This is a genomic window from Pseudomonas sp., from assembly GCF_028293835.1.
GTDB lineage: Bacteria > Pseudomonadota > Gammaproteobacteria > Pseudomonadales > Pseudomonadaceae > Aquipseudomonas.
Genome location: NZ_JAQGNX010000166.1, coordinates 1 through 20,014 on the forward strand (window position 1 = coordinate 1; position 20,014 = coordinate 20,014).

A 20,014-nucleotide genomic window follows, 5' to 3' on the forward strand; every position below is an offset into this window, starting at 1 on the left:
CGACCTTGGCTCGGCTGCTGACTGCTATCTAAAGGAAGCATTGAACCACTACAGGTGTTTAATCGGACCTCCAAGACAGATACAATGGGGTTTGCCCAACTTCGATGACGGCGATGCCAGCGGGAGCGGCGCGAACAGGGCTCTGATGTCTTCGCTTTCCAGCTTCCAGTCGCCTGCGGTGCGACCATCCAGTACGCCGGAGGCCAGGGCTGCCTTTTCTTGCTGCAGGCGCTGGATTTTCTCTTCAACCGTGCCGCGGGCGATCATTTTGTAGACGAACACCGGCTTGTCCTGACCAATACGGTACGCACGGTCGGTGGCCTGGTTTTCCGCCGCCGGGTTCCACCATGGATCGTAATGAATCACGGTGTCGGCAGCCGTCAGGTTCAGGCCGGTACCGCCGGCTTTGAGGCTGATCAAAAACACCGGCACCTTGCCACTCTGGAAATCCTGCACCGGCGTGCGTCGGTCGCGGGTTTGGCCGGTGAGCAGCGCATATTCGATGCCACGCTGTTTCAGCTCGGCCTCGATCAGCGCCAGCATTGAGGTGAACTGCGAGAACAACAAAATCTTCCGGCCCTCGGCCAGCAACTCCTCAAACATCTCCATCAGGCTGTTCAGCTTGGCCGAACTGCCGTGCCGTCCGGTAGTGGGCTCGCTGTTGACCAGACGCAAGTCACAGCACACCTGACGCAACTTGAGCAGCGCTTCTAGAATGATGATCTGGCTACGGGCGACGCCCTTGCGGGTGATTTCGTCGCGGACCTTCTTGTCCATGGCCAGACGCACGGTTTCGTACACGTCGCGCTGGGTGTCGTTAAGCTCGACCCAATGCACGATCTCGGTTTTCGGTGGCAATTCGGTGGCGACTTGTTCTTTGGTGCGGCGCAGCAGGAACGGCTTGATTCGCGCGTTCAGGTGCTGCAAGCGCTCCTCGCTGCCGTCTTTCTCAATGGCTTTGCGGTAATTGCTGTTGAAATGTTTGCTGTCGCCCAGCCAGCCCGGCATCAAAAAGTGAAACAACGACCAGAGCTCGCCCAAGTGATTTTCCAGCGGAGTGCCGCTCAGGCACAGGCGTTGCCGTGCATTCAGGCTGCGCGCGGCGTCAGCGGCCTTGCTGCCAGGGTTCTTGATGTACTGGGCTTCGTCGAGAATCAGCACGTGCAACGGTTGCAGGGCCAAAAGCTCCACATCCCGCGGCAGTAACGCGTACGTGGTCAATATCAGGTCGTAATCTTGCAGGCTTGCGAAGTCGCGTTTTCTACCTGCACCGTACAGCGCCAGGACTTTCAAGTCAGGGGTGAAGCGTTCGGCTTCGTCCATCCAGTTCGGTATCAGGCTGGTAGGCATCACTGCGAGGGAAGGGCGGTCCATGCGACCCGCCTGTTTTTCTACCAGCAGATGCGCCAGGGTTTGCAGGGTTTTACCCAGGCCCATGTCATCCGCAAGAATGCCGCCGACTTCAAGCTCGCGCAGGGATTGCATCCAGCTTAAACCTTCAAGCTGATAAGGACGCAATGTCGCGTTCAACCGTTCAGGGACACTGACTGAGAAGTTCTTGATATCGGCCAGCCGATCGGCAAACCGACGCAGCCGCTCGCCACCTTCCCAAATCAGAGGCAGGCCCTCCAGCTCGGTCAGACGCATGGCGTCAGCGGTGTTCAGGCGCAGGGCGTTGTTGCCGTCGTCGCGCCAATAAAAATCGCCCAATGTGGCCAATACCGGTTTCAGCCGGCCATAAGGCAGGGCTACCTGAATCGGTTCGCCGCCTTTTTGCGTGAAGTGATTGAGCTGTACCAGCAGTTGTTCATCGTCGCGACGCTTGGCGATTCCGCTGGCGCTCATCAATTCGGGATGACTGCGCAGCAGATTGATCAGAATCGGCAACAGGCTCAGGCGTTCGCCATTGACGATAATCCCCAGCTCCAGGTCGAACCAGTCGTTTTCCGACTGTTCTTGGATGACCGCATACCAGTCTTCCACCGGTGTGACGTCGAAGGTGAAATCGTCATAGATATCGATCTCCCAGCCCCGTTCGCGCAGCCCTGGCAGTTTGTGAGTGATGAACTGCAACCAGGCTTTATCGTTGGGCAGTTCGAACATGTCCCCGGCGCTGTCGGGCATGGCCTTGCTTTGACGGGTCGCCAGTTTGAAACCGAGCTCCTGCATTTCCTCGTAACAGCGTTTTTCCTCATCGACATAGCGATGGATACGCAGGGTCTCGGTTGGGTCGTGAAACACCAGGTCGTCGGGGTTACCGGTGGCATATTACGGCCCATATTTCAACGCCAGGGCGTCCCGGTGCTTGAGGTGCCGTTGCATCCGGCCATTGCGCGGTTCGTAAGCGCTGTATTCGACGCTGGCGAGTGCCAGGCGCGGTAGCGGGAAGTAATCGACTACGCGTTCCGGCAGGGACGGTTTGTGTTCAATGGCGGGAGCAGGCACCGGCGTGGGCTCGGGAACATCCAGGGCGGCGAGGATCGACGGCTGATTTTCCGGGGCTTGCAGGAAGAACAAGGCGGCAGCGCAATGTTTACAGTTGTTGCGCACGGGACAGGTGCATTTGGCGACCACGAACTGGCTGTACTTTTCCGGGTCTTTGAGCTTGAGCGTCTGGGTGTAGATTTCCAGGCTTGAGCCTCGGCACAGCGTCTGGACCAACTCCGCGCTCAGGTGGTGCAACATGATGCGTTGTTGCCGGGCATAGTCGCGCCCTCGCTCAAGGCTCTGAGCTTTGAAACCATCTGCCCACGAAGAGGCTAAAACTCGTTCAAGAATTGACGACACAGTTCATTACAGCCCTACGCCGCAGCGGTGCTCAAAAGGCAAGGAGCGCGGTGCGCTCCTTGAGTGCTTTGTGATAAACGTCGACCAGTATGGCCGGGCGCGCGGTGCATGTGGAGGGCTTTTATGCATTCAGGCTTTTTTTGGCGCAAGGCGCTCAAATAAAGCTTCCAGGGTATTGAAGCGTTCTTCCGGGCGCTCCATGGGCACCATGAACTTGAACAGCGTGGCGCCTTCGAACTTGTACCGGTTCGGCTGACCCTGAATCAGCTTGATCAGTACCAGTGGATCGACCTGGGTGCTGGCGCTGAATTCGATGCGCCCACCTTGCGGCCCTGCGTCGACTTTCTTGATACCCAACTGCTCGGCTTGCAACTTGAGCAACGTCAGGCGCACCAGGTTCTTGGTCGGCTCGGGCAGCAAGCCAAAGCGGTCGATCATTTCCACCTGCAAGTCCTTGAGTCCGTCTTCGTCGGCGGCGTTGGCGATGCGCTTGTACAAAATCAGGCGCGTATGCACGTCCGGTAAATAGGCTTCGGGAATCAAGGCGGGCAAGCGCAAGTTGATTTCCGGACCGCCGCCCAGGGGCTGGTCGAGGTTCGGTTGCTCGCCCTTGCGAATGGCCTTGACCGCACGTTCGAGCATTTCCATGTACAGGGTAAAGCCCACGGCCTGAATCTGCCCGCTCTGACCGTCGCCCAGTAGTTCGCCGGCGCCACGGATTTCCAGGTCGTTGGTAGCAAGCACAAAGCCCGCGCCGAGGTCCTGGGTGTTAGCAATCGCTTCCAGACGCTTCTCGGCGTCCGGGGTGATTTGCGCCCGAGGCGGCGTCAGCAGATAGGCATACGCCTGGTGGTGACTGCGCCCCACCCGACCGCGCAGCTGGTGCAGTTGCGCCAGACCGAATTTATCAGCCCGCTCGATGATGATGGTGTTGGCGCTCGGCACGTCGATGCCGGTCTCAATGATGGTCGAGGCGATTAGCACGTTGAAGCGCTTGTGGTAGAAGTCGCTCATCACTTGTTCGAGATCACGTTCACGCATCTGCCCGTGACCAATGCCGATGCGCGCTTCCGGCACCAGTTCAGCCAGGTCAGCGGCGCATTTCTCGATGGTTTTGACGTCGTTGTGCAGGTAGTAAACCTGGCCGCCGCGCAGCAATTCACGCAGCAGGGCTTCCTTGACCGTACTTTTGTTGTTTTCCATGACGAAGGTACGCACTGACAAGCGACGTGCCGGAGGTGTAGCGATGATCGACAAGTCGCGCATTCCCGATACAGCCATATTCAGCGTGCGCGGAATCGGCGTGGCAGTCAGGGTCAGGATGTCGACCTCGCTGCGCAGTGCCTTGAGCTGTTCTTTCTGGCGCACCCCGAAACGGTGCTCTTCGTCGATGATTACCAGTCCCAGGTTTTTGATCTTGACGTCGTCTTGCAGCAGCTTGTGGGTGCCAATCACGATGTCGATCTTGCCCTCGGCCAAGTCGGCTACAGCGGCGTTGATTTCCTTGGTCGACTTGAAGCGGCTCATCACCTCCACGCTCACCGGCCAATCGGCGAAGCGGTCGCGGAAGCTGTTGTAATGTTGCTGAGCGAGCAGCGTGGTCGGCACCAGAATCGCCACCTGGCGGCCACCGTGCACAGCAATGAAGGCTGCGCGCATGGCCACTTCGGTCTTGCCGAAGCCCACGTCGCCGCACACCAAGCGGTCCATGGGCTTAGGCGCAAGCATGTCGGCGCGCACCGCGTCGATGGTGGTCTGCTGATCCGGGGTTTCTTCGAACGGGAACCCAGCGCTGAATGTCTCGTAATCGGCTTTCGGGTCGGCGAAGGCATAACCTTCACGGGCGGCGCGGCGGGCGTAGATGTCGAGCAACTCAGCGGCGACATCACGTACTTGTTCGGCGGCTTTTCGCTTGGCTTTCTGCCAGGTTTCCGAGCCCAGTCGATGCAATGGCGCCAAGGCGTCATCGCTGCCGGTGTAGCGCGCGATCAAATGCAGGTTGGCCACCGGCACATAGAGCTTGGCTTCTTCGGCATACGCGAGCATCAGAAATTCAGCCACCTGATTCTCGACTTCCAGGGTGGCCAGGCCCAAATAGCGCCCCACGCCGTGGTCGATATGCACCACGGGCGCGCCTTCGCGCAGTTCGGTGAGGTTTTTGATCACGGCGTCGTTGTTGCCGCCGTCGGTGCGTTTCTCCCGACGTCGACGCTGCATTACACGTTGGCCGAACAGCGGGCTTTCGGCGATCAGTGCCAGGGCCGGTTGTTCCAGTACGAGGCCTTCGTCGAGCGGCCCGATGGTGATCGACAGGCGTTCTTTGCCCTCGACGAAATCCGTCCAGCCGTCGACGGTTTTCGGACGCAGTTTCAACCGTTCCAGCAGTTCGAGCAGGACTTCACGGCGCCCGGCGGACTCGGCGGTGAACAACACGCGGCCGGGAAACTCTTCAAGGAATTTTGACAATGCGGCCAGCGGTTGCGTGGCTTTTGATTCAATCGCCAGGTCCGGCAACGGCAATACCGGGAACCGTTCGCGACCAACGCCGGTTTCCACGTCTTGTTGGCTGGCAACCACTCGAGGCCAGCTTTTCAGGCGGGCGAAGCACTCTTCTACCGGAAGAAACAACTCACTTGGAGGCAGTAAAGGCCGCTCAGGGTCGACCTTGCGCTCTTCATAGCGGTTACGAACGTCGCTCCAGAAGTTCTCGGCCGCTTGCTCGATACCGGGAAGTGAGAACACCTGGGTGTCCTGGGGCAGGTAATCGAACAGGGTCGAGGTTTCATCAAAGAACAGCGGCAGGTAGTACTCGATCCCGGCTGGGGTAATCCCGCTGCTCAGATCCTGAAAGATCGGGCACTTGCGGAAGTCCACATCGAAACGCTCCCGGAATCGCGCCTTGAAGCGGGTGACGGCATCTTTTTGCAGCGGGAATTCACGGGCCGGCAGCAGGCGAACCGACTGTACTTTGTCGATTGAGCGCTGATTCTCCGGGTCAAAGGTGCGCAGGGTTTCGATTTCGTCGTCGAACAGGTCGATCCGGTACGGCAGTTTGCTGCCCATCGGAAACAGATCAATCAGGGCGCCGCGCACCGCGAATTCACCGTGCTCGTATACCGTATCAACGCAGCGATAGCCGCTGGCTTCAAGCCGCGTACGCATTTGGTCGACGTCGAGCTTTTGGCCGATGTCCAGCACCAGGCTGCTGCCCAATAGAAACTTGGTCGGCGCCAGTCGGTGCAGGGCCGTGGTGATCGGCACCACCAGCACGCCGTGGGCCAGTTCAGGCAGCCGGTAAAGGCTGGCGATACGCTGGGAAATGATGTCCTGGTGCGGCGAAAAAAGATCGTACGGCAGGGTTTCCCAGTCAGGAAAATGCAGAACCGGTAAATCAGGCGCAAAGAAGCTGAGCTCTTGTTCAAGACGCTCGGCGCTTTGGCTGTCAGCGGTCAGCAGCAGGGTAAAACGCTTTGCAGCGCTGGCAGCCTCGGCAATCGCGAGGCTGAGGGCAGCACCGGGCAAATTGCCCCAGTGTTGTTTACCTGCCGCAGCAGGGAGTATCGGTAGACGCAGAACGGGCACGGAAGGTTGAGCTCCAAGCGTTGCGACAGGGGCGGCGATTGTAGCGAACGAATGTGTGTGCTGTCAGTTTTCAGCGTTTTACCTCGATGGAATTTATGTAGTGCCGTGTGATCTCACTGTCACGCATTGCTCATAAACAAAGGCGGCGGCATAATGTAGTCCCTTTTGTCAGCCCCTACATGTGGAAGGTTACCGTGACTCAGAAGCCCGACCAGTGTCTTGGTGAATGGATCGATCGTGAGGCCCTCGCCGAGGCGATGATCCCTCTCATCGGTCAGCTTTACCGCAATAATAACGTGGTGAGCTCGATCTATGGCCGCAGCCTGATCAACCGTTCAGTCATCGCAATTCTTAAAGCACATCGTTTTGCTCGTCACCGTCAAGCGGATGGCGTTGAGTTGTCCGTGCACGAGACATTCCCGCTTCTTAAAGCCATGAGCGAGCTTAAACTCGGTGCCGCTTCGGTGGACCTGGGTAAGCTGGCCGTGAAATACAAGGCCGAAGGCAACGGTCGCAGCGCCGAGCAGTTCGTACGTGATGAATTGGCCGACGTAGTGGGCCAACAGAGCGCGACTTCAGGCAAAGGCACTGATGTCGTGTTGTACGGTTTCGGCCGGATCGGTCGCCTGTTGGCGCGGATCATGATTGAAAAAACAGGCGGCGGCGATGGCTTGCGTCTGCGGGCCATTGTCGTGCGCAAAGGCGCCGAGAATGATCTGCTCAAGCGTGCCAGCCTGCTGCGTCGCGACTCGGTCCATGGTCCGTTCGATGGCACCATTACTATTAATGAAGCCGACAGCACCATCACCGCCAACGGCAACCTGATTCAGGTGATCTACGCGAAGAACCCTACTGACGTGGATTACACCCAGTACGGCATCAAAAACGCCTTGCTGGTGGACAACACCGGTGTATGGCGTGACGCCGAGGGTCTGGGCCAGCATTTGACCTGCCCGGGTATTGCCCGCGTTGTGTTGACCGCGCCGGGCAAAGGCAAGCTTAAAAACATCGTGCATGGCATCAACCATGATCAGATCACCCCGGACGACTTGATCGTCTCGGCGGCTTCTTGCACCACAAACGCCATCGTGCCGGTCCTCAAAGCGGTCAATGACAAGTTCGGCATTGTGAACGGTCACGTTGAAACGGTTCACTCGTACACCAACGACCAGAACCTGATCGACAACTTCCACAAGGGTGATCGTCGTGGCCGTAGCGCCGCGCTGAACATGGTCATCACTGAAACAGGCGCTGCCACAGCCGCTGCCAAGGCACTGCCTGAGCTGGCTGGCAAACTCACCGGCAACGCCATCCGCGTACCGACGCCTAACGTGTCCATGGCGATTCTCAACCTGACCCTTGAGAAGCCAACTACCCGGGATGAAATCAACGAGTACCTGCGCTACATGGCAATGCACTCGGACCTGCATAAGCAGATCGACTTCGTTCACTCCCAGGAAGTGGTGTCTACCGACTTCGTTGGCTCGCGTCATGCCGGCGTGGTCGATGCCGAAGCCACGATCTGCAACGACAACCGCGTTGTTCTGTACGTATGGTACGACAACGAATTCGGTTACAGCTGTCAGGTAGTTCGCGTAATGGAAGACATCGCCGGCGTTAACCCGCCAACGTTTCCACGCTAGGTAATTTGCGATAAAAATGCCCCGACGAATCGGGGCATTTTTTTGTCTGCTGTTCGGTCTTCATTTGATGTTTAAGCGGTCAGTACCAAATTCCAGACAAAAAAATGCCCCGACGAGTCAGGGCATGTTCATCACCACATTTACCAACAGCTATCAGCCGTTAGCAGGAACTGCTTGAGGCGCTTCCAGACGGTTTTTGCCTTTGCGGAACAGCACCAGCGTTGCGACCAGACCCAGAAGGGCCGCGCCGCTGAGCCAGATGCCTGGCGCTGCTTTGTTGTCCAGTGCGTGGATCAGGTAGGTACACGCCAGTGGTGTGAAGCCACCGAAGGTTGCGGTTGCCAGACTGTAGGCCAACGAGAAGCCGGTTGTCCGTACATCGACAGGCATGATTTCGGTCAGCGCAACAACCATCGCGCCGTTGTACGAGCCGTACAGGAACGACAACCACAGCTCAACGATCAGCAAGTTTTCGAAGCTTGGGTGGGCCACCAGCCATGACAGTGCAGGGTAAGCCGTTACCAGGGCGAGGATGGTCGCAGCCAGCAGCAGCGGCTTACGGCCGATGCGATCAGACAGCGAACCCATTACGGGCAGCCAGATAAAGTTAGAGATACCGACACAGACCGCTACCAACAAGCTATCGAGGTCTGACAGATGCAGCTCGTTTTTACCAAACGTCGGGGTGTAAGCAGTGATCAGGTAGAAAGACACAGTGGTCATGACGACCAACGCCGTACCGCCCAGGACCAGACCGAAGTTCTGGCCGATGGAGCGCATGACTTCGCCCAACGACGGACGATGTTTGCGTGCCTGGAACTCAGGCGTTTCTTCCAGTGAACGACGAATCAGGAAGATGGCAGGAACAATCATGCAACCGATCAGGAACGGCACGCGCCAGCCCCAATCACCCATTTGTTCCGGGCTGAGCCAATGGTTAAGAGCAACACCGAGCAAGGCGGCGAATACCACGGCAGCCTGTTGGCTAGCCGATTGCCAGCTAACAAAAAAGCCTTTACGGCCGGGTGTGGAAATTTCTGCAAGGTAAACCGAGACACCGCCCAATTCCACGCCAGCAGAGAAGCCTTGCAGCAGACGTCCCACCAACACCAGTAACGGCGCCGCAACTCCCATCGTCGCGTAACCAGGCACGCAGGCTATCAGCACCGTGCCCATGGCCATCATCGCCAATGTAATGATCAGACCTTTGCGTCGACCGTGACGGTCAATGTACGCGCCGAGAAAGATTGCACCCAGCGGACGCATCAAGAAGCCGGCACCGAAGGTCGCCAGCGACAGCATCAGCGAAGCGAAAGCACTGTCGGTAGGGAAAAAGGTCTTGGCAATGGCCGTGGCGTAAAAGCCATAGACCATGAAGTCGAACATTTCCAGAAAGTTGCCGCTGACAACGCGAAATATCGCCTTGCCCTTGCCCGTATTCGAGGCCATTTCTTATTACTCACTTAGGCTATGTATCTGGGAATCCGTTGTCATTATCGTTGTTGCACTGTGGCCTCCTGCCTGCATGCAACACGTAGATGTAACAATATGTTTAAAGAGTCGCCAAGACAACTAAAAAGGTAGCCTTAAGTCCGATTCAGCAGGGCTTTGCGCAGGCTTTTCGACAGCCCGTCCGGGGCCAGCCAGAGAGCAAGGTAGACACTGGCCAGCTCTTGGCTAGCACTGCTGAAGATCGCTCGACCGGCCTTGATCACGTCGGAACGGTCAAAGATATCGCATAATGGCCGCGCTTTTTTGACTACAAATGAGCAAGCTAACTATTTTTTTGCCCGACGCAGGGCTTTGCGAGCGACAAAATGTGGCGATGTAGTGCAGACAACATTAGGCTACGACGCGACCAAGGGTTAATGTTCGCGGCGTCCGCGGTTGGTTAGACTGCGCCCCAGGTTTTGATCCTTCACGTCGCTGGCCGCGGCGTGATTTAGCCAGAGACGCCAGAGTGGCGTTTCGGCCCGTTCTAAAGGAGTACGCATGGCTGTCTACAACTACGACGTAGTGGTACTGGGTTCAGGTCCAGCGGGAGAGGGCGCGGCAATGAATGCCGCGAAATCAGGGCGCAAGGTCGCGATGGTTGATAGCCGTCAGCAGGTCGGCGGTAACTGCACTCACCTGGGCACCATCCCGTCCAAGGCGTTGCGTCACTCGGTCAAGCAAATCATCCAGTTCAACACCAACCCGATGTTCCGGGCGATTGGCGAGCCGCGTTGGTTTTCGTTCCCGGATGTTCTGAAAAACGCTGAGAAGGTCATCACCAAACAAGTCGCCTCGCGCACCAGCTATTACGCTCGCAACCGGGTTGATGTGTTTTTTGGCACGGGAAGTTTTGCCGACGAGCGCACGGTCGATGTGGTTTGCTCCAACGGTGCAGTGGAAAAGTTGGTGGCTAGTCAGGTCATCGTCGCTACCGGCTCGCGCCCTTATCGTCCGGCTGATATCGACTTTTCCCACAAGCGTATCTACGACAGCGACACCATCCTCAGTCTCGGGCATACCCCGCGCAAACTAATCATCTACGGTGCCGGGGTTATCGGTTGCGAATACGCATCGATCTTCAGTGGCCTGGGTGTAATGGTTGAGTTGGTGGATAACCGTGAGCAATTGCTGAGCTTCCTTGACTCGGAAATCTCCCAGGCGCTGAGCTATCACTTCAGCAACAACAACGTGATGGTTCGCCATAACGAAGAGTATGAAAGAGTCGAAGGGTTGGAAAACGGTGTGATTCTGCACCTCAAGTCCGGCAAGAAGATCAAAGCAGATGCCTTGCTATGGTGTAACGGGCGTACCGGTAACACCGACAAGCTGGGCCTGGAAAATGTCGGGATCAAACCCAACGGCCGTGGGCAGGTTGAAGTCGACGAGAACTACCGCACTAACATCCCCACCATCTTTGCTGCGGGCGACGTGATCGGCTGGCCTAGCCTGGCCAGTGCCGCCTACGACCAGGGCCGTTCTGCGGCGGGCAGCGTGGTCGACAATGGCAGCTGGCGTTTCGTCAACGACGTGCCGACCGGGATTTACACCATTCCGGAGATCAGCTCGATCGGTAAGAACGAACACGAGCTGACCCAGGCTAAAGTACCGTACGAAGTGGGCAAGGCGTTCTTCAAAGGCATGGCGCGCGCGCAAATTTCCGGCGAGCCAGTGGGCATGCTGAAAATTCTGTTCCACCGTGAAACCCTGCAAGTGCTGGGTGTGCATTGCTTCGGTGACCAGGCTTCAGAGATCGTGCACATTGGTCAGGCGATCATGAACCAGCCGGGCGAAGCCAACTCGATCAAGTACTTCGTGAACACCACGTTCAACTACCCGACCATGGCTGAGGCCTACCGGGTAGCTGCTTACGACGGCCTCAACCGGCTTTTTTAAGCGGCTCCGGCCGGTGGCCTGAGCCGGTCGGGGAGACCGATTTCAGTGATTCCCAAGGGTGGCAGTGGCCAAACCGGGAAAGTCTGTAATCAGGCTGTCTACGCCGAAGTCGGCGAGCCTGCGCATGAGCGCAGGCTCGTTGACCGTCCACACCGACACGTGCAACCCCTGGCGCTGTGCTTTCTGTAAGCGCTCAGGTGTGCACAACGTCCAGTTCAGCGCCAATAGCTTGCAGCCATAATTGTGCGCGACCTTCAGCGGGTCCAGCCATGCGTATTCGGCGACCAGCCCCCTGGACAAGTCGGGGGTCAGGTCCAACGCTGCTCGCAGCACTTCTCGGGAGCTGGAGGTCACGGTGACCTTTTCCAGCAAGCCATGCCGTTGAGCCAGTTCGCGAATCGCCAATACGGTCGACGCGGCGCGGGTGCGCGAAGCGCTTTTGACTTCCAACTGCCAGTGCTCAAAATCGCACTGCTCGAACAATTCTTCCAGGCGCGGGATCGGGCAGGGTTGAATCCAGCCCGGACCGCCTTTGCGCGCGTCGTACGTCACCAGATTGGCGGCCGAATGCTCAACAACCTTGCCGCGCCGGTCCGTGGTGCGCTTGAGCGTCGGGTCGTGGATGACCATCAGTTCGCCGTCGCGGGACAGGTGCAAATCCAATTCGCAACGACGAACGCCGTGTTTAAGGCACTCCTTGAAGCTGGTCAGGGTGTTTTCCGGTGCTTCGCCTTTGGCGCCGCGATGGCCATAAATAAGCGTCACGTTTTCTCCTAGTGGGCGTCAGTCAATTCATATTCAAAGCGATAACTGGCCGGCGGATTAGCACCGGCCGCAGTAGGTTTCACACAGCCCGCGTGGGAGCGAATTCATTCGCGAAGGGGCCGAAACCAACGCAGTACTACCGCTGTTTTACGGTTCCGGCGTATCACTGTGTTCTTTCGCCAAGCGCCGTTGCTGGGCTTGTCGTTGCAGGATGTGTCGGGCAAGCAGCTGCCGCTGGGCGTCCAACAGGTTCTCAAACTCGGTGCCAATCTCGTAATTACCAATTTCGCGAGCGTCGCAATGAGTGACTTTAGCGTTCATCATCAAGCCCAATGCCTCGGGCAACAACACCATTTTGATCGACAATCGGGTGTCGGCGGGGATGGGCAGGGGATGATGAAATTGCACGCCGCCTTCGGACAGGACGACCTGCTGGGGCTCGCCAATCTTGCCTAGAGCGGTGTGCGCAACGACTTGGCCAAGCAAGTCGATACGCTTGCTCAAGGCCCTCAGAAAGCTGCTCAATACGCGGTCTTTATCGCCCAGCTGGCGCAATAAATGCTGAGACTCGAATTCACTGACGTGCAGTTCACTGAGCAGATTAAACAGCGTGGAAGATTCCTGCGACGGCGCCTGGTGGGCTGAACCCGGGCCGGACAGGTGGTTTATTTCCAGTGCGATCGTGTCCTCGATACGGTAGTATTCGCGGCGATCTTCTTCATCTAATGTCGACATGGCGAACCCATGGTAGCGGCGGTGGTCTGAGTGTAAAGCTGCTCGTTAAGCCTCGCCACAAGGACGTTCCCAATTCCTCCGAACAAGCCCCTAAATGTTCAGACCTCTTTTTGTATTTATTGGCACGCGTTATACCCGTGCGAAACGTCGTAATCATTTTGTCTCTTTCATTTCACTGACGTCGATGATCGGCCTTGCCCTTGGCGTGGTCGTGATGATCGTCGTGTTGTCAGTGATGAACGGGTTCGATCATGAAATGCGCACCCGCGTCCTCGGCATGGTGCCCCATGCCACTATTGAGGGCGATCAGCCTATCAATGACTGGCATGCACTGGCGGACAAGGTCAAGACGCACCCCGAGGTGCAGGCCGTCGCGCCGTTTACCCAAATGCAGGGGCTGCTGAGCAGCAACGGCAAAGTGCAGAAAGTTCTGCTCAATGCAATCGATCCCGCTGAGGAGCGTAAGGTCTCGATCATCGATAACTTCATGCAGAAAGGTCGCCTGGATGACCTGACGCCTGATAGTTTCGGCATTGTGATCGGTGACAAGGCCGCGACCAGTCTCGGGGTAGGCATCGGTGACAAGCTGACGTTCGTCACCCCGGAAGTCACCGTGACGCCCGGCGGTATTTTCCCGCGAATGAAGCGTTTTACCGTGGTCGGTATTTTCCACGTCGGTGCCGGTGAGCTGGACGGTTTCCTTGGTCTTACCAATCTCACCGACCTGGCGCGCCTGCACCGCTGGAAACCGGATCAGGTGCAAGGTTTGCGACTTAAGTTCGACGATCTGTTCGAGGCGCCACGGGTAGCGTGGGAAATTGCCCAGAAACTCGGTGATCACGACTTCTATGCGCGTGACTGGACCCGCACCCACGGCAATCTGTATCAGGCCATTCGCATGGAAAAAGCCATGATCGGCCTGCTGCTGTTGCTGATCGTTGCCGTCGCGGCCTTCAACATCATTTCAACCCTGGTGATGGTGGTTAACGACAAGAAGGGCGATATCGCCATCCTGCGGACTTTGGGCGCCACGCCTGGGCAAATCATGGGCATTTTCATGGTTCAAGGCACGGTGATTGGTGTCGTGGGCACATTCATCGGCGCGGTGGTGGGAATCTTCGCCGCACTTAACGTCAGCGCGGCTGTTTCCGCTCTGGAAGGCCTGATCGGGCATAAATTCCTGAGTGCGGATGTGTATTTTATTGACTACCTGCCATCGCAGTTGATGGCCGAAGACGTGGTGCTGGTCTGCGGCGCCGCCTTGGTGTTGAGTTTCCTCGCCACCCTGTATCCAGCCTGGCGTGCCGCACGCACCCAGCCTGCGGAGGCGTTACGTTATGAGTGAGTCGGGTATGAGTGATAAGGCAGTGCTGAGTTGCCGCAATCTGGGCAAGTCCTACGAGGAAGGCCCGGAGTCCGTGGTGGTTTTGTCGGGTTTGCAGTTGGAGCTGCACCCGGGGGAGCGCGTGGCGATTGTTGGCAGTTCGGGCTCCGGTAAAAGTACCTTGCTCAATTTGTTGGGTGGTTTGGATACGCCTTCCCAAGGCAGTGTATGGCTGGCAGGCGAAGAACTCTCGGCCCTGGGCGAAAAAGCTCGCGGGCTGTTGCGCAACCGGTCGCTGGGCTTTGTTTATCAGTTTCACCACCTGTTGCCGGAATTTACTGCGCTGGAAAACGTTTGTATGCCGCTGTTGATTGGCCGTACGGCGATTCCGGAGGCGCGTCAACGTGCTACGGCATTGTTGCAGCGCGTTGGGCTTGGGCATCGGTTGGCGCACAAGCCATCGGAGCTGTCGGGCGGTGAGCGGCAGCGCGTGGCCATTGCGCGTGCATTGGTCAACCAGCCGGGCCTGGTGATGCTCGACGAGCCCACCGGCAACCTCGATCAGCACACCGCTCAGGGTATTCAGGATCTGATGCTGGAGCTCAGCACCTCGTCGCGCACGGCGTTTTTGGTGGTGACCCACGACATGAACCTGGCCAGCCAGATGGATCGGGTGTTGCGCCTTGAAGAAGGCCGCCTGGTCGAAGGCTGACCCATTAACCCGATGCGCTAACGGCGTCGGGTTTTTCACACTATCTACGGTGCTCCGAGAATGTTCAGACCGTTATCGATTTTTATTGGCACGCGCTACACCCGTGCCAAGCGCCGCAATCATTTTATTTCGTTCATTTCCATGACCTCGATGATAGGCCTCGCCCTGGGCGTGCTGGCGATGATCGTGGTGTTGTCGGTGATGAATGGCTTTCAGCAAGAAATGAGCACTCGGATTCTCGGCATGGTTCCCCATGCAGTGATCGCCGGCGTGAAGCCGCTGGACGACTGGAAACCGGTCGCCGCCGCAGCGATGAAAAATCCCGAAGTGACCGCTGCGGTTCCGTTCACCGAAATGGAAGGCATGTTCTCTTATAAAGGGTCGATGCAACCGATCCAGATCAGTGGCGTCGACCCGGCGCTGGAACATCAAGTCTCGATTGTCGCTCAGCACATCACGCAGGGCCGTCTTGAAGACCTCAAGGCTGGCGAGTTCGGTGTGGTGGTCGGTGAGATCACTGCCCGGCGCTTTCGTTTGAACGTCGGCGATAAAGTGACGCTGATCGTGCCGGAAGCCAACGCCACGGCAGCAGGCGGTATTACGCCGCGCTTGCAGCGGCTGACAGTGGTGGGCGTTTTCAAGGTTGGCGCGGAGCTGGACGGCACCATGGCGCTTATCAATGCTGCCGACGCTGCGCAGATTCAGCACTGGCAGCCAAATCAGGTGCAAGGTGTACGGTTGGCGCTAAAAGATTTGTACACCGCGCCGCAGGTTTCAGCGGCGATTGTGGCGGGTCTGGGTGCCGACTATCGCGCCGATGACTGGACACATAGCCAGGGCAGTCTGTTCAGCGCCATGAAAATGGAAAAGACCATGATTGGTCTGCTGTTGTTGATGATTGTTGCCGTGGCTGCGTTCAACATTATCGCCACGTTAATCATGGTGGTGAACGATAAGGGCGCTGACATCGCGATCTTGCGCACCATCGGCGCTACGCCGGGACAGATCATGACCATCTTCATGGTTCAGGGCACAGTCATCGGCATCGTCGGTACCTTGATTGGCGGGGTCCTCGGGGTTATCGCTGCGATTAATGTCAGCGCGATGGTGGGGTGGCTGGAGCGGGTCAGCGGCCAGCACATCTTTAGTTCGGACGTGTACTTCGTCAACAACCTGCCGTCTCAATTGCAGGGCGGCGATGTGCTGCTGATCTGCAGCGCCGGGTTCATTTTAAGCTTCTTGGCCACCTTGTACCCCGCCTGGCGCGCCGCACAGATCCAGCCTGCGCATGCTTTGCGGTATGAGTGACTGGTTTACCGCAAACCTGTAGCGGCTACCTTTTTGGCGAGGCGACTCACCTGATACACCGCCTCGCCAACCAGTGGCTCCTGCAGGGTTTTGATGTGTCCCTGGGTTCGTAAATTCAATCCAGGCTGAAAGCCGCGCGCAAACCCTATAAACTTGCCCGCATAATTTTGTCAGGTCTCCGCTATGCATCCCGCAGCCGAACATTCGCCGCTGGGCAAGTCCAGCGAATACATAGCCACGTACACGCCTTCTTTGCTGTTCCCGATTCCCCGTGCCGCAAAATGGGCCGAACTCGGGCTGACTGCTGAAACGTTGCCGTACCAAGGTGTCGACTTCTGGAACTGCTACGAGCTGTCCTGGTTGCTGCCCTCTGGCAAGCCGGTCGTGGCCATTGGTGAATTCAGTATCCCGGCGGACTCGCCGAATATCATCGAATCCAAGTCTTTCAAGCTTTACCTTAATTCGCTGAACCAAAGCGCGTTTGCTGATCATGCGGCGCTGGTGGCTACGCTTGAGAAAGACTTGTCTGCCGCAGCGGGCAAGCCGGTGGGCGTGCGTATTCGCAGCTTGGCGGAAATAGAAAATGAAGGTGTGGCGTCTCTGCCTGGCGTTTGTATCGACGGGTTAGACATCAGCGTCGACAGTTACGAAACGCCGCGCCCTGAGCTACTGCGTTGCGACGACTCGCGAGTGATCGAAGAAACCTTGCACAGCCATCTGCTCAAATCCAATTGTCCGGTAACCAGTCAACCCGACTGGGGTAGCGTTGCCGTGGAATACCGCGGCTCGGCCCTGGATCACGCCAGCTTGTTGGCTTACATCGTCAGCTTTCGCCAGCATTCGGATTTTCATGAGCAATGCGTCGAGCGGATTTTTCTCGACCTGCAACGGTTGCTCAAGCCTGAAAAGCTGACGGTTTACGCGCGTTACGTACGCAGGGGCGGGTTGGACATCAACCCTTACCGCAGCACCGAAGCGATGACCCACGAGAATCGTCGGTTGGCGCGCCAGTAAAAAGAAAAAACCCGTCAGCAGGACGGGTTTTTACGTCACATGAAACCTGCGAAACTTAGATACCGATGTTGCCAAGTGTCTGCACGATATTGCGCAGGGTCACGGCAATCGCCGGGTGCTTCAGTTCGAAGCGCTCCACGGCGAGGTTAACGCCGTCGGACAGGCTGGCATCCTGGGTGATGGATTCAAGTTGGATCCTGTCCTCGATTTGCGTCATGAGCTCATGCAAATTCGCACGTTCGGATTCGGAGAGCGGTGGATTCTTCTCCAGTTGCTCGCGCAGGGTGTTGAGTTGTTCTTGCAGTTCCCGGGCAGGCATAGCGTGCTCCCTTAGTGAATAGTCTCTGGCATGGACCCCAGTACCTGGCTAAAGGTCCTTGATAGACGTAAGACTAATCCACTCTAACCCTAAGTGCATGATCTCGATCAAACAGACGCGATCAAGGCTTCTCGCCTTTGGTGCGGCGCACGCTGAGATCAGCCAGACAGGACGCCAACTCTCCCACGTGATCGACCACTGAATGCACGCCAAGGCTATACAGTTGCAATGTGGCTTGGCCTCGTCGGTATTCGCGCTCAGCGTCGCTCAATGCTTGCCAGTCTTTGGGTGACAAACCACAAAGCGGCCCGCAGGTCGCCAGGCCGATGGTCCACACTCCGGCATTTAACCCGGATTGCAGCAGGCGTGGATCACCGCTGACTAACACGCAGCCGTCCAGTTGCTGCACCTTCAAGCTCATCAGCGCCTGCCAAACCGCATCCGGAGCCGGCCAGTCAGCGCAGGTGCTTGATCGCTCGGCCGGTTTAATCCAGCTACCCAGCGGCTCTGCAAGTCGTTGGCTCAGCGCTTCGGGTAATTCATCCAGCCAAGCACAGGGCACACCCTGATGACTCAAGGTTTGCAGGATTGCCAGCGTGCCAGGCGTAACGTTGGCGCGCTCATTGATTGCATCCTGAGCGGACTGTGTGTCCGGCAAATCGCTGTGTGATGACGCGCTGGCGCGAGCGCCGAAGTCCACCAGACAACCGCTGAGCCCGAAGAGCAGGGCGGTAAAGGCTGGGGCGGGTACAGGCAGGTGGAGGGCGGTTGATGCAGGCATGTTGGCGTCCCTGAAATATTTCCTACGCTACGGACGCTTTATGACAGTTACGTGACCGATGATTGTTATATCAATCATTGTTTGTGAGCATTGTCACTATCAGTGTCAGGAAGGCTGCCAAAATTGCCCCGGTAGGCCGTATACTGCCGGCCTTGACGTGCAGGGCAGCAGCCCACCTTATTTAATCAGGAGTGTCAGCTATGCCCGTGACTGGTGCAGGCTTTATCAATCGCTTGGCTCAGCTGTGCTTTATTGCCGGTGTAGCTCTGGTCCCCGTGGTAGCTCAGGCGGCAGACGAAGATCCATGGGAAGGTGTCAACCGCGTTATTTTCCGTTTCAACGACACGCTTGATACCTACGCGCTGAAGCCATTGGCCCAGGGTTATGAGTTCATCACGCCGCAGTTCGTTGAGGACGGTATCCATAACTTCTTCAACAACATTGGCGACGTGCGCAATTTTGCCAACGACGTGCTACAGGCCAAGCCACACGCTGCTGGCATCGACACGGCGCGTCTGCTGTTGAATACCACGCTCGGTGTCGCAGGCTTTATTGATGTCGGCACCCGCATGGGCCTGCAGCGCAACGATGAAGACTTCGGTCAGACCTTGGGTTACTGGGGCGTTTCAAGCGGTCCATACGTGATGCTGCCCCTGTTTGGCCCAAGCACCGTGCGTGATGGCCTTGCCAGGTTTCCTGACACCTACGACTCACCGTATCACTACATGAATGACATCAAATGGCGCAACTCGCTTGAGGGTCTGGATGTTGTCGATACTCGAGCCAGCCTGCTGTCGGCCGAGAAACTGATCAACGGTGACAAATACACGTTTATCCGTAACGCTTACTTGCAGAACCGCGAGTTCAAAGTGAAAGACGGCAAGGTGACAGACGATTTCTAATCGGCTTTGATCAAAAAGGCGACCTAAGGGTCGCCTTTTTATTTTCCGCTCTTATTCGCTGTGTTAACTCACCTCGTGAGTCGTGAAAAAAATAGTATCAATTCATCGAAATAATCGTGAGGCCGATTTTTTGGCCGCCTTCTTCCAGGTCTGCCAACCAGACTACTTCGGTTTCGGCTTCCAGTCCTTTGAGCGCGGAATGTTCGGAATCAATCCGTACACTTAGCTTGTCGCCCACCTTGAAAGCCCGGGACGCCTGCACCTGCATGCCCGAGCCAGACAGGTCGACGCACACTGCGGGGATGATCTGGCCGGCGTACAACAAGGTGATATCAGCATCCACACGCATGCGGATGTAATCTCTCTTCTCCGCGTAGTCCCGATCATTTTGGCTCATGGTTAGTCCTTCGATTCAGTTGCTGATTTGTCTGTTCTTATAACTCTCTGCGATTTGTGATGTAAAGACTCTAAGCGACCATAGGCATGAGCTTGAAACGCCCGTCGGATGGGAGTACCGTCTGCGCCTTGAAGGGCACCTCTGAATGGCAAAGCACCGGACTAAAAGTCTGCCGCAGCCAGTTTAGAGAGGCTAGAAGCGAATCCAGTAAGCGCTCCGGTACCATCGGGTCGCCTACGCCAACCTACTCTGGCGCCGTTTGCCCACATGCAGAAAACCAGTGCCACGCTGCTGATAATCGATGACGACGAAGTAGTGCGAGCGAGCATCGCCGCCTATTTGGAAGACAGTGGCTTCA

15 protein-coding genes and 1 pseudogene are annotated in these 20,014 nt (G+C 57.1%); 8 read left to right on the plus strand and 8 right to left on the minus strand.

Annotated elements, in window-relative coordinates; all coding sequences use genetic code 11:
* Window positions 1-48: 48 nt before the first annotated feature.
* Both JWR17_RS22285 and mfd read right to left on the minus strand, forming a co-directional pair.
* Window positions 49-2,787, minus strand: a pseudogene (locus tag JWR17_RS22285) (DEAD/DEAH box helicase).
* A gap of 129 nt (window positions 2,788-2,916) precedes the next feature.
* On the minus strand, window positions 2,917-6,369 hold the full coding sequence (gene mfd / locus JWR17_RS22290; RefSeq protein ID WP_299834893.1) for a transcription-repair coupling factor: 3,453 nt from the start codon (window positions 6,367-6,369) through the stop codon (window positions 2,917-2,919).
* A 179-nt stretch (window positions 6,370-6,548) separates the two neighbouring features.
* On the opposite strand from mfd, the gene JWR17_RS22295 reads away from it, so the two are divergent.
* A complete protein-coding gene (locus JWR17_RS22295; protein WP_299834895.1) occupies window positions 6,549-8,012 on the plus strand; it encodes a glyceraldehyde-3-phosphate dehydrogenase in 1,464 nt (487 codons plus the stop codon).
* Between the two features lie 153 nt (window positions 8,013-8,165).
* Here JWR17_RS22295 and JWR17_RS22300 read toward each other — a convergent pair whose 3' ends face one another.
* Complete coding sequence (locus tag JWR17_RS22300; RefSeq protein WP_299834896.1) at window positions 8,166-9,461, minus strand: MFS transporter; 1,296 nt, start codon at window positions 9,459-9,461, stop codon at window positions 8,166-8,168.
* A gap of 543 nt (window positions 9,462-10,004) precedes the next feature.
* On the opposite strand from JWR17_RS22300, the gene sthA reads away from it, so the two are divergent.
* Window positions 10,005-11,399 (plus strand): Si-specific NAD(P)(+) transhydrogenase, encoded by a 1,395-nt coding sequence (sthA, locus tag JWR17_RS22305; protein WP_299834898.1) that lies wholly within the window; start codon window positions 10,005-10,007, stop codon window positions 11,397-11,399.
* A gap of 42 nt (window positions 11,400-11,441) precedes the next feature.
* On the opposite strand, the gene JWR17_RS22310 is transcribed toward sthA, so the two are convergent.
* Together JWR17_RS22310 and JWR17_RS22315 are read right to left on the minus strand one after the other, a co-directional pair.
* Entirely contained in the window at window positions 11,442-12,164 is a 723-nt protein-coding gene (locus JWR17_RS22310) for a glycerophosphodiester phosphodiesterase (protein ID WP_299834900.1), read from the minus strand.
* Window positions 12,165-12,311: 147 nt separating this feature from the next.
* A complete protein-coding gene (locus JWR17_RS22315) occupies window positions 12,312-12,899 on the minus strand; it encodes a PilZ domain-containing protein (RefSeq protein ID WP_299834902.1) in 588 nt (195 codons plus the stop codon).
* A gap of 94 nt (window positions 12,900-12,993) precedes the next feature.
* Between JWR17_RS22315 and JWR17_RS22320 the strand changes: the two genes are divergently transcribed.
* From JWR17_RS22320 to queF, 4 genes are all read left to right on the plus strand, one after another.
* Window positions 12,994-14,244, plus strand: coding sequence for a lipoprotein-releasing ABC transporter permease subunit (locus JWR17_RS22320; RefSeq protein ID WP_299834904.1), 1,251 nt, complete (start codon window positions 12,994-12,996; stop codon window positions 14,242-14,244).
* 7 nt (window positions 14,245-14,251) lie between these two features.
* Entirely contained in the window at window positions 14,252-14,935 is a 684-nt protein-coding gene (gene lolD, locus JWR17_RS22325) for a lipoprotein-releasing ABC transporter ATP-binding protein LolD (RefSeq protein ID WP_299834906.1), read from the plus strand.
* Between the two features lie 60 nt (window positions 14,936-14,995).
* Complete coding sequence (locus tag JWR17_RS22330; protein ID WP_299834908.1) at window positions 14,996-16,243, plus strand: lipoprotein-releasing ABC transporter permease subunit; 1,248 nt, start codon at window positions 14,996-14,998, stop codon at window positions 16,241-16,243.
* Window positions 16,244-16,426: 183 nt separating this feature from the next.
* Window positions 16,427-17,257: an NADPH-dependent 7-cyano-7-deazaguanine reductase QueF gene (gene queF, locus JWR17_RS22335; RefSeq protein ID WP_299834909.1), complete on the plus strand. Its 831-nt coding sequence runs from the start codon at window positions 16,427-16,429 to the stop codon at window positions 17,255-17,257.
* A gap of 55 nt (window positions 17,258-17,312) precedes the next feature.
* On the opposite strand, the gene JWR17_RS22340 is transcribed toward queF, so the two are convergent.
* Window positions 17,313-17,576, minus strand: a complete 264-nt coding sequence (locus tag JWR17_RS22340; RefSeq protein ID WP_299834910.1) for a DUF4404 family protein — start codon at window positions 17,574-17,576, stop codon at window positions 17,313-17,315.
* A gap of 121 nt (window positions 17,577-17,697) precedes the next feature.
* Window positions 17,698-18,357 (minus strand): HAD family phosphatase, encoded by a 660-nt coding sequence (locus JWR17_RS22345; protein WP_299834912.1) that lies wholly within the window; start codon window positions 18,355-18,357, stop codon window positions 17,698-17,700.
* Window positions 18,358-18,557: 200 nt separating this feature from the next.
* Here JWR17_RS22345 and JWR17_RS22350 point away from each other — a divergent pair, with 200 nt between their 5' ends.
* Complete coding sequence (locus JWR17_RS22350; protein WP_299834914.1) at window positions 18,558-19,259, plus strand: VacJ family lipoprotein; 702 nt, start codon at window positions 18,558-18,560, stop codon at window positions 19,257-19,259.
* Between the two features lie 97 nt (window positions 19,260-19,356).
* Here the strand turns inward: JWR17_RS22350 and JWR17_RS22355 are convergent, their stop codons facing one another.
* Window positions 19,357-19,656 carry a PilZ domain-containing protein gene (locus tag JWR17_RS22355; RefSeq protein WP_299834916.1) on the minus strand — a complete coding sequence of 100 codons (300 nt, stop codon included), beginning with the start codon at window positions 19,654-19,656 and terminating at the stop codon, window positions 19,357-19,359.
* Window positions 19,657-19,923: 267 nt separating this feature from the next.
* Between JWR17_RS22355 and JWR17_RS22360 the strand changes: the two genes are divergently transcribed.
* A partial coding sequence (locus JWR17_RS22360) for a hypothetical protein (protein WP_299834917.1) occupies window positions 19,924-20,014 on the plus strand: 91 nt, incomplete at its 3' end.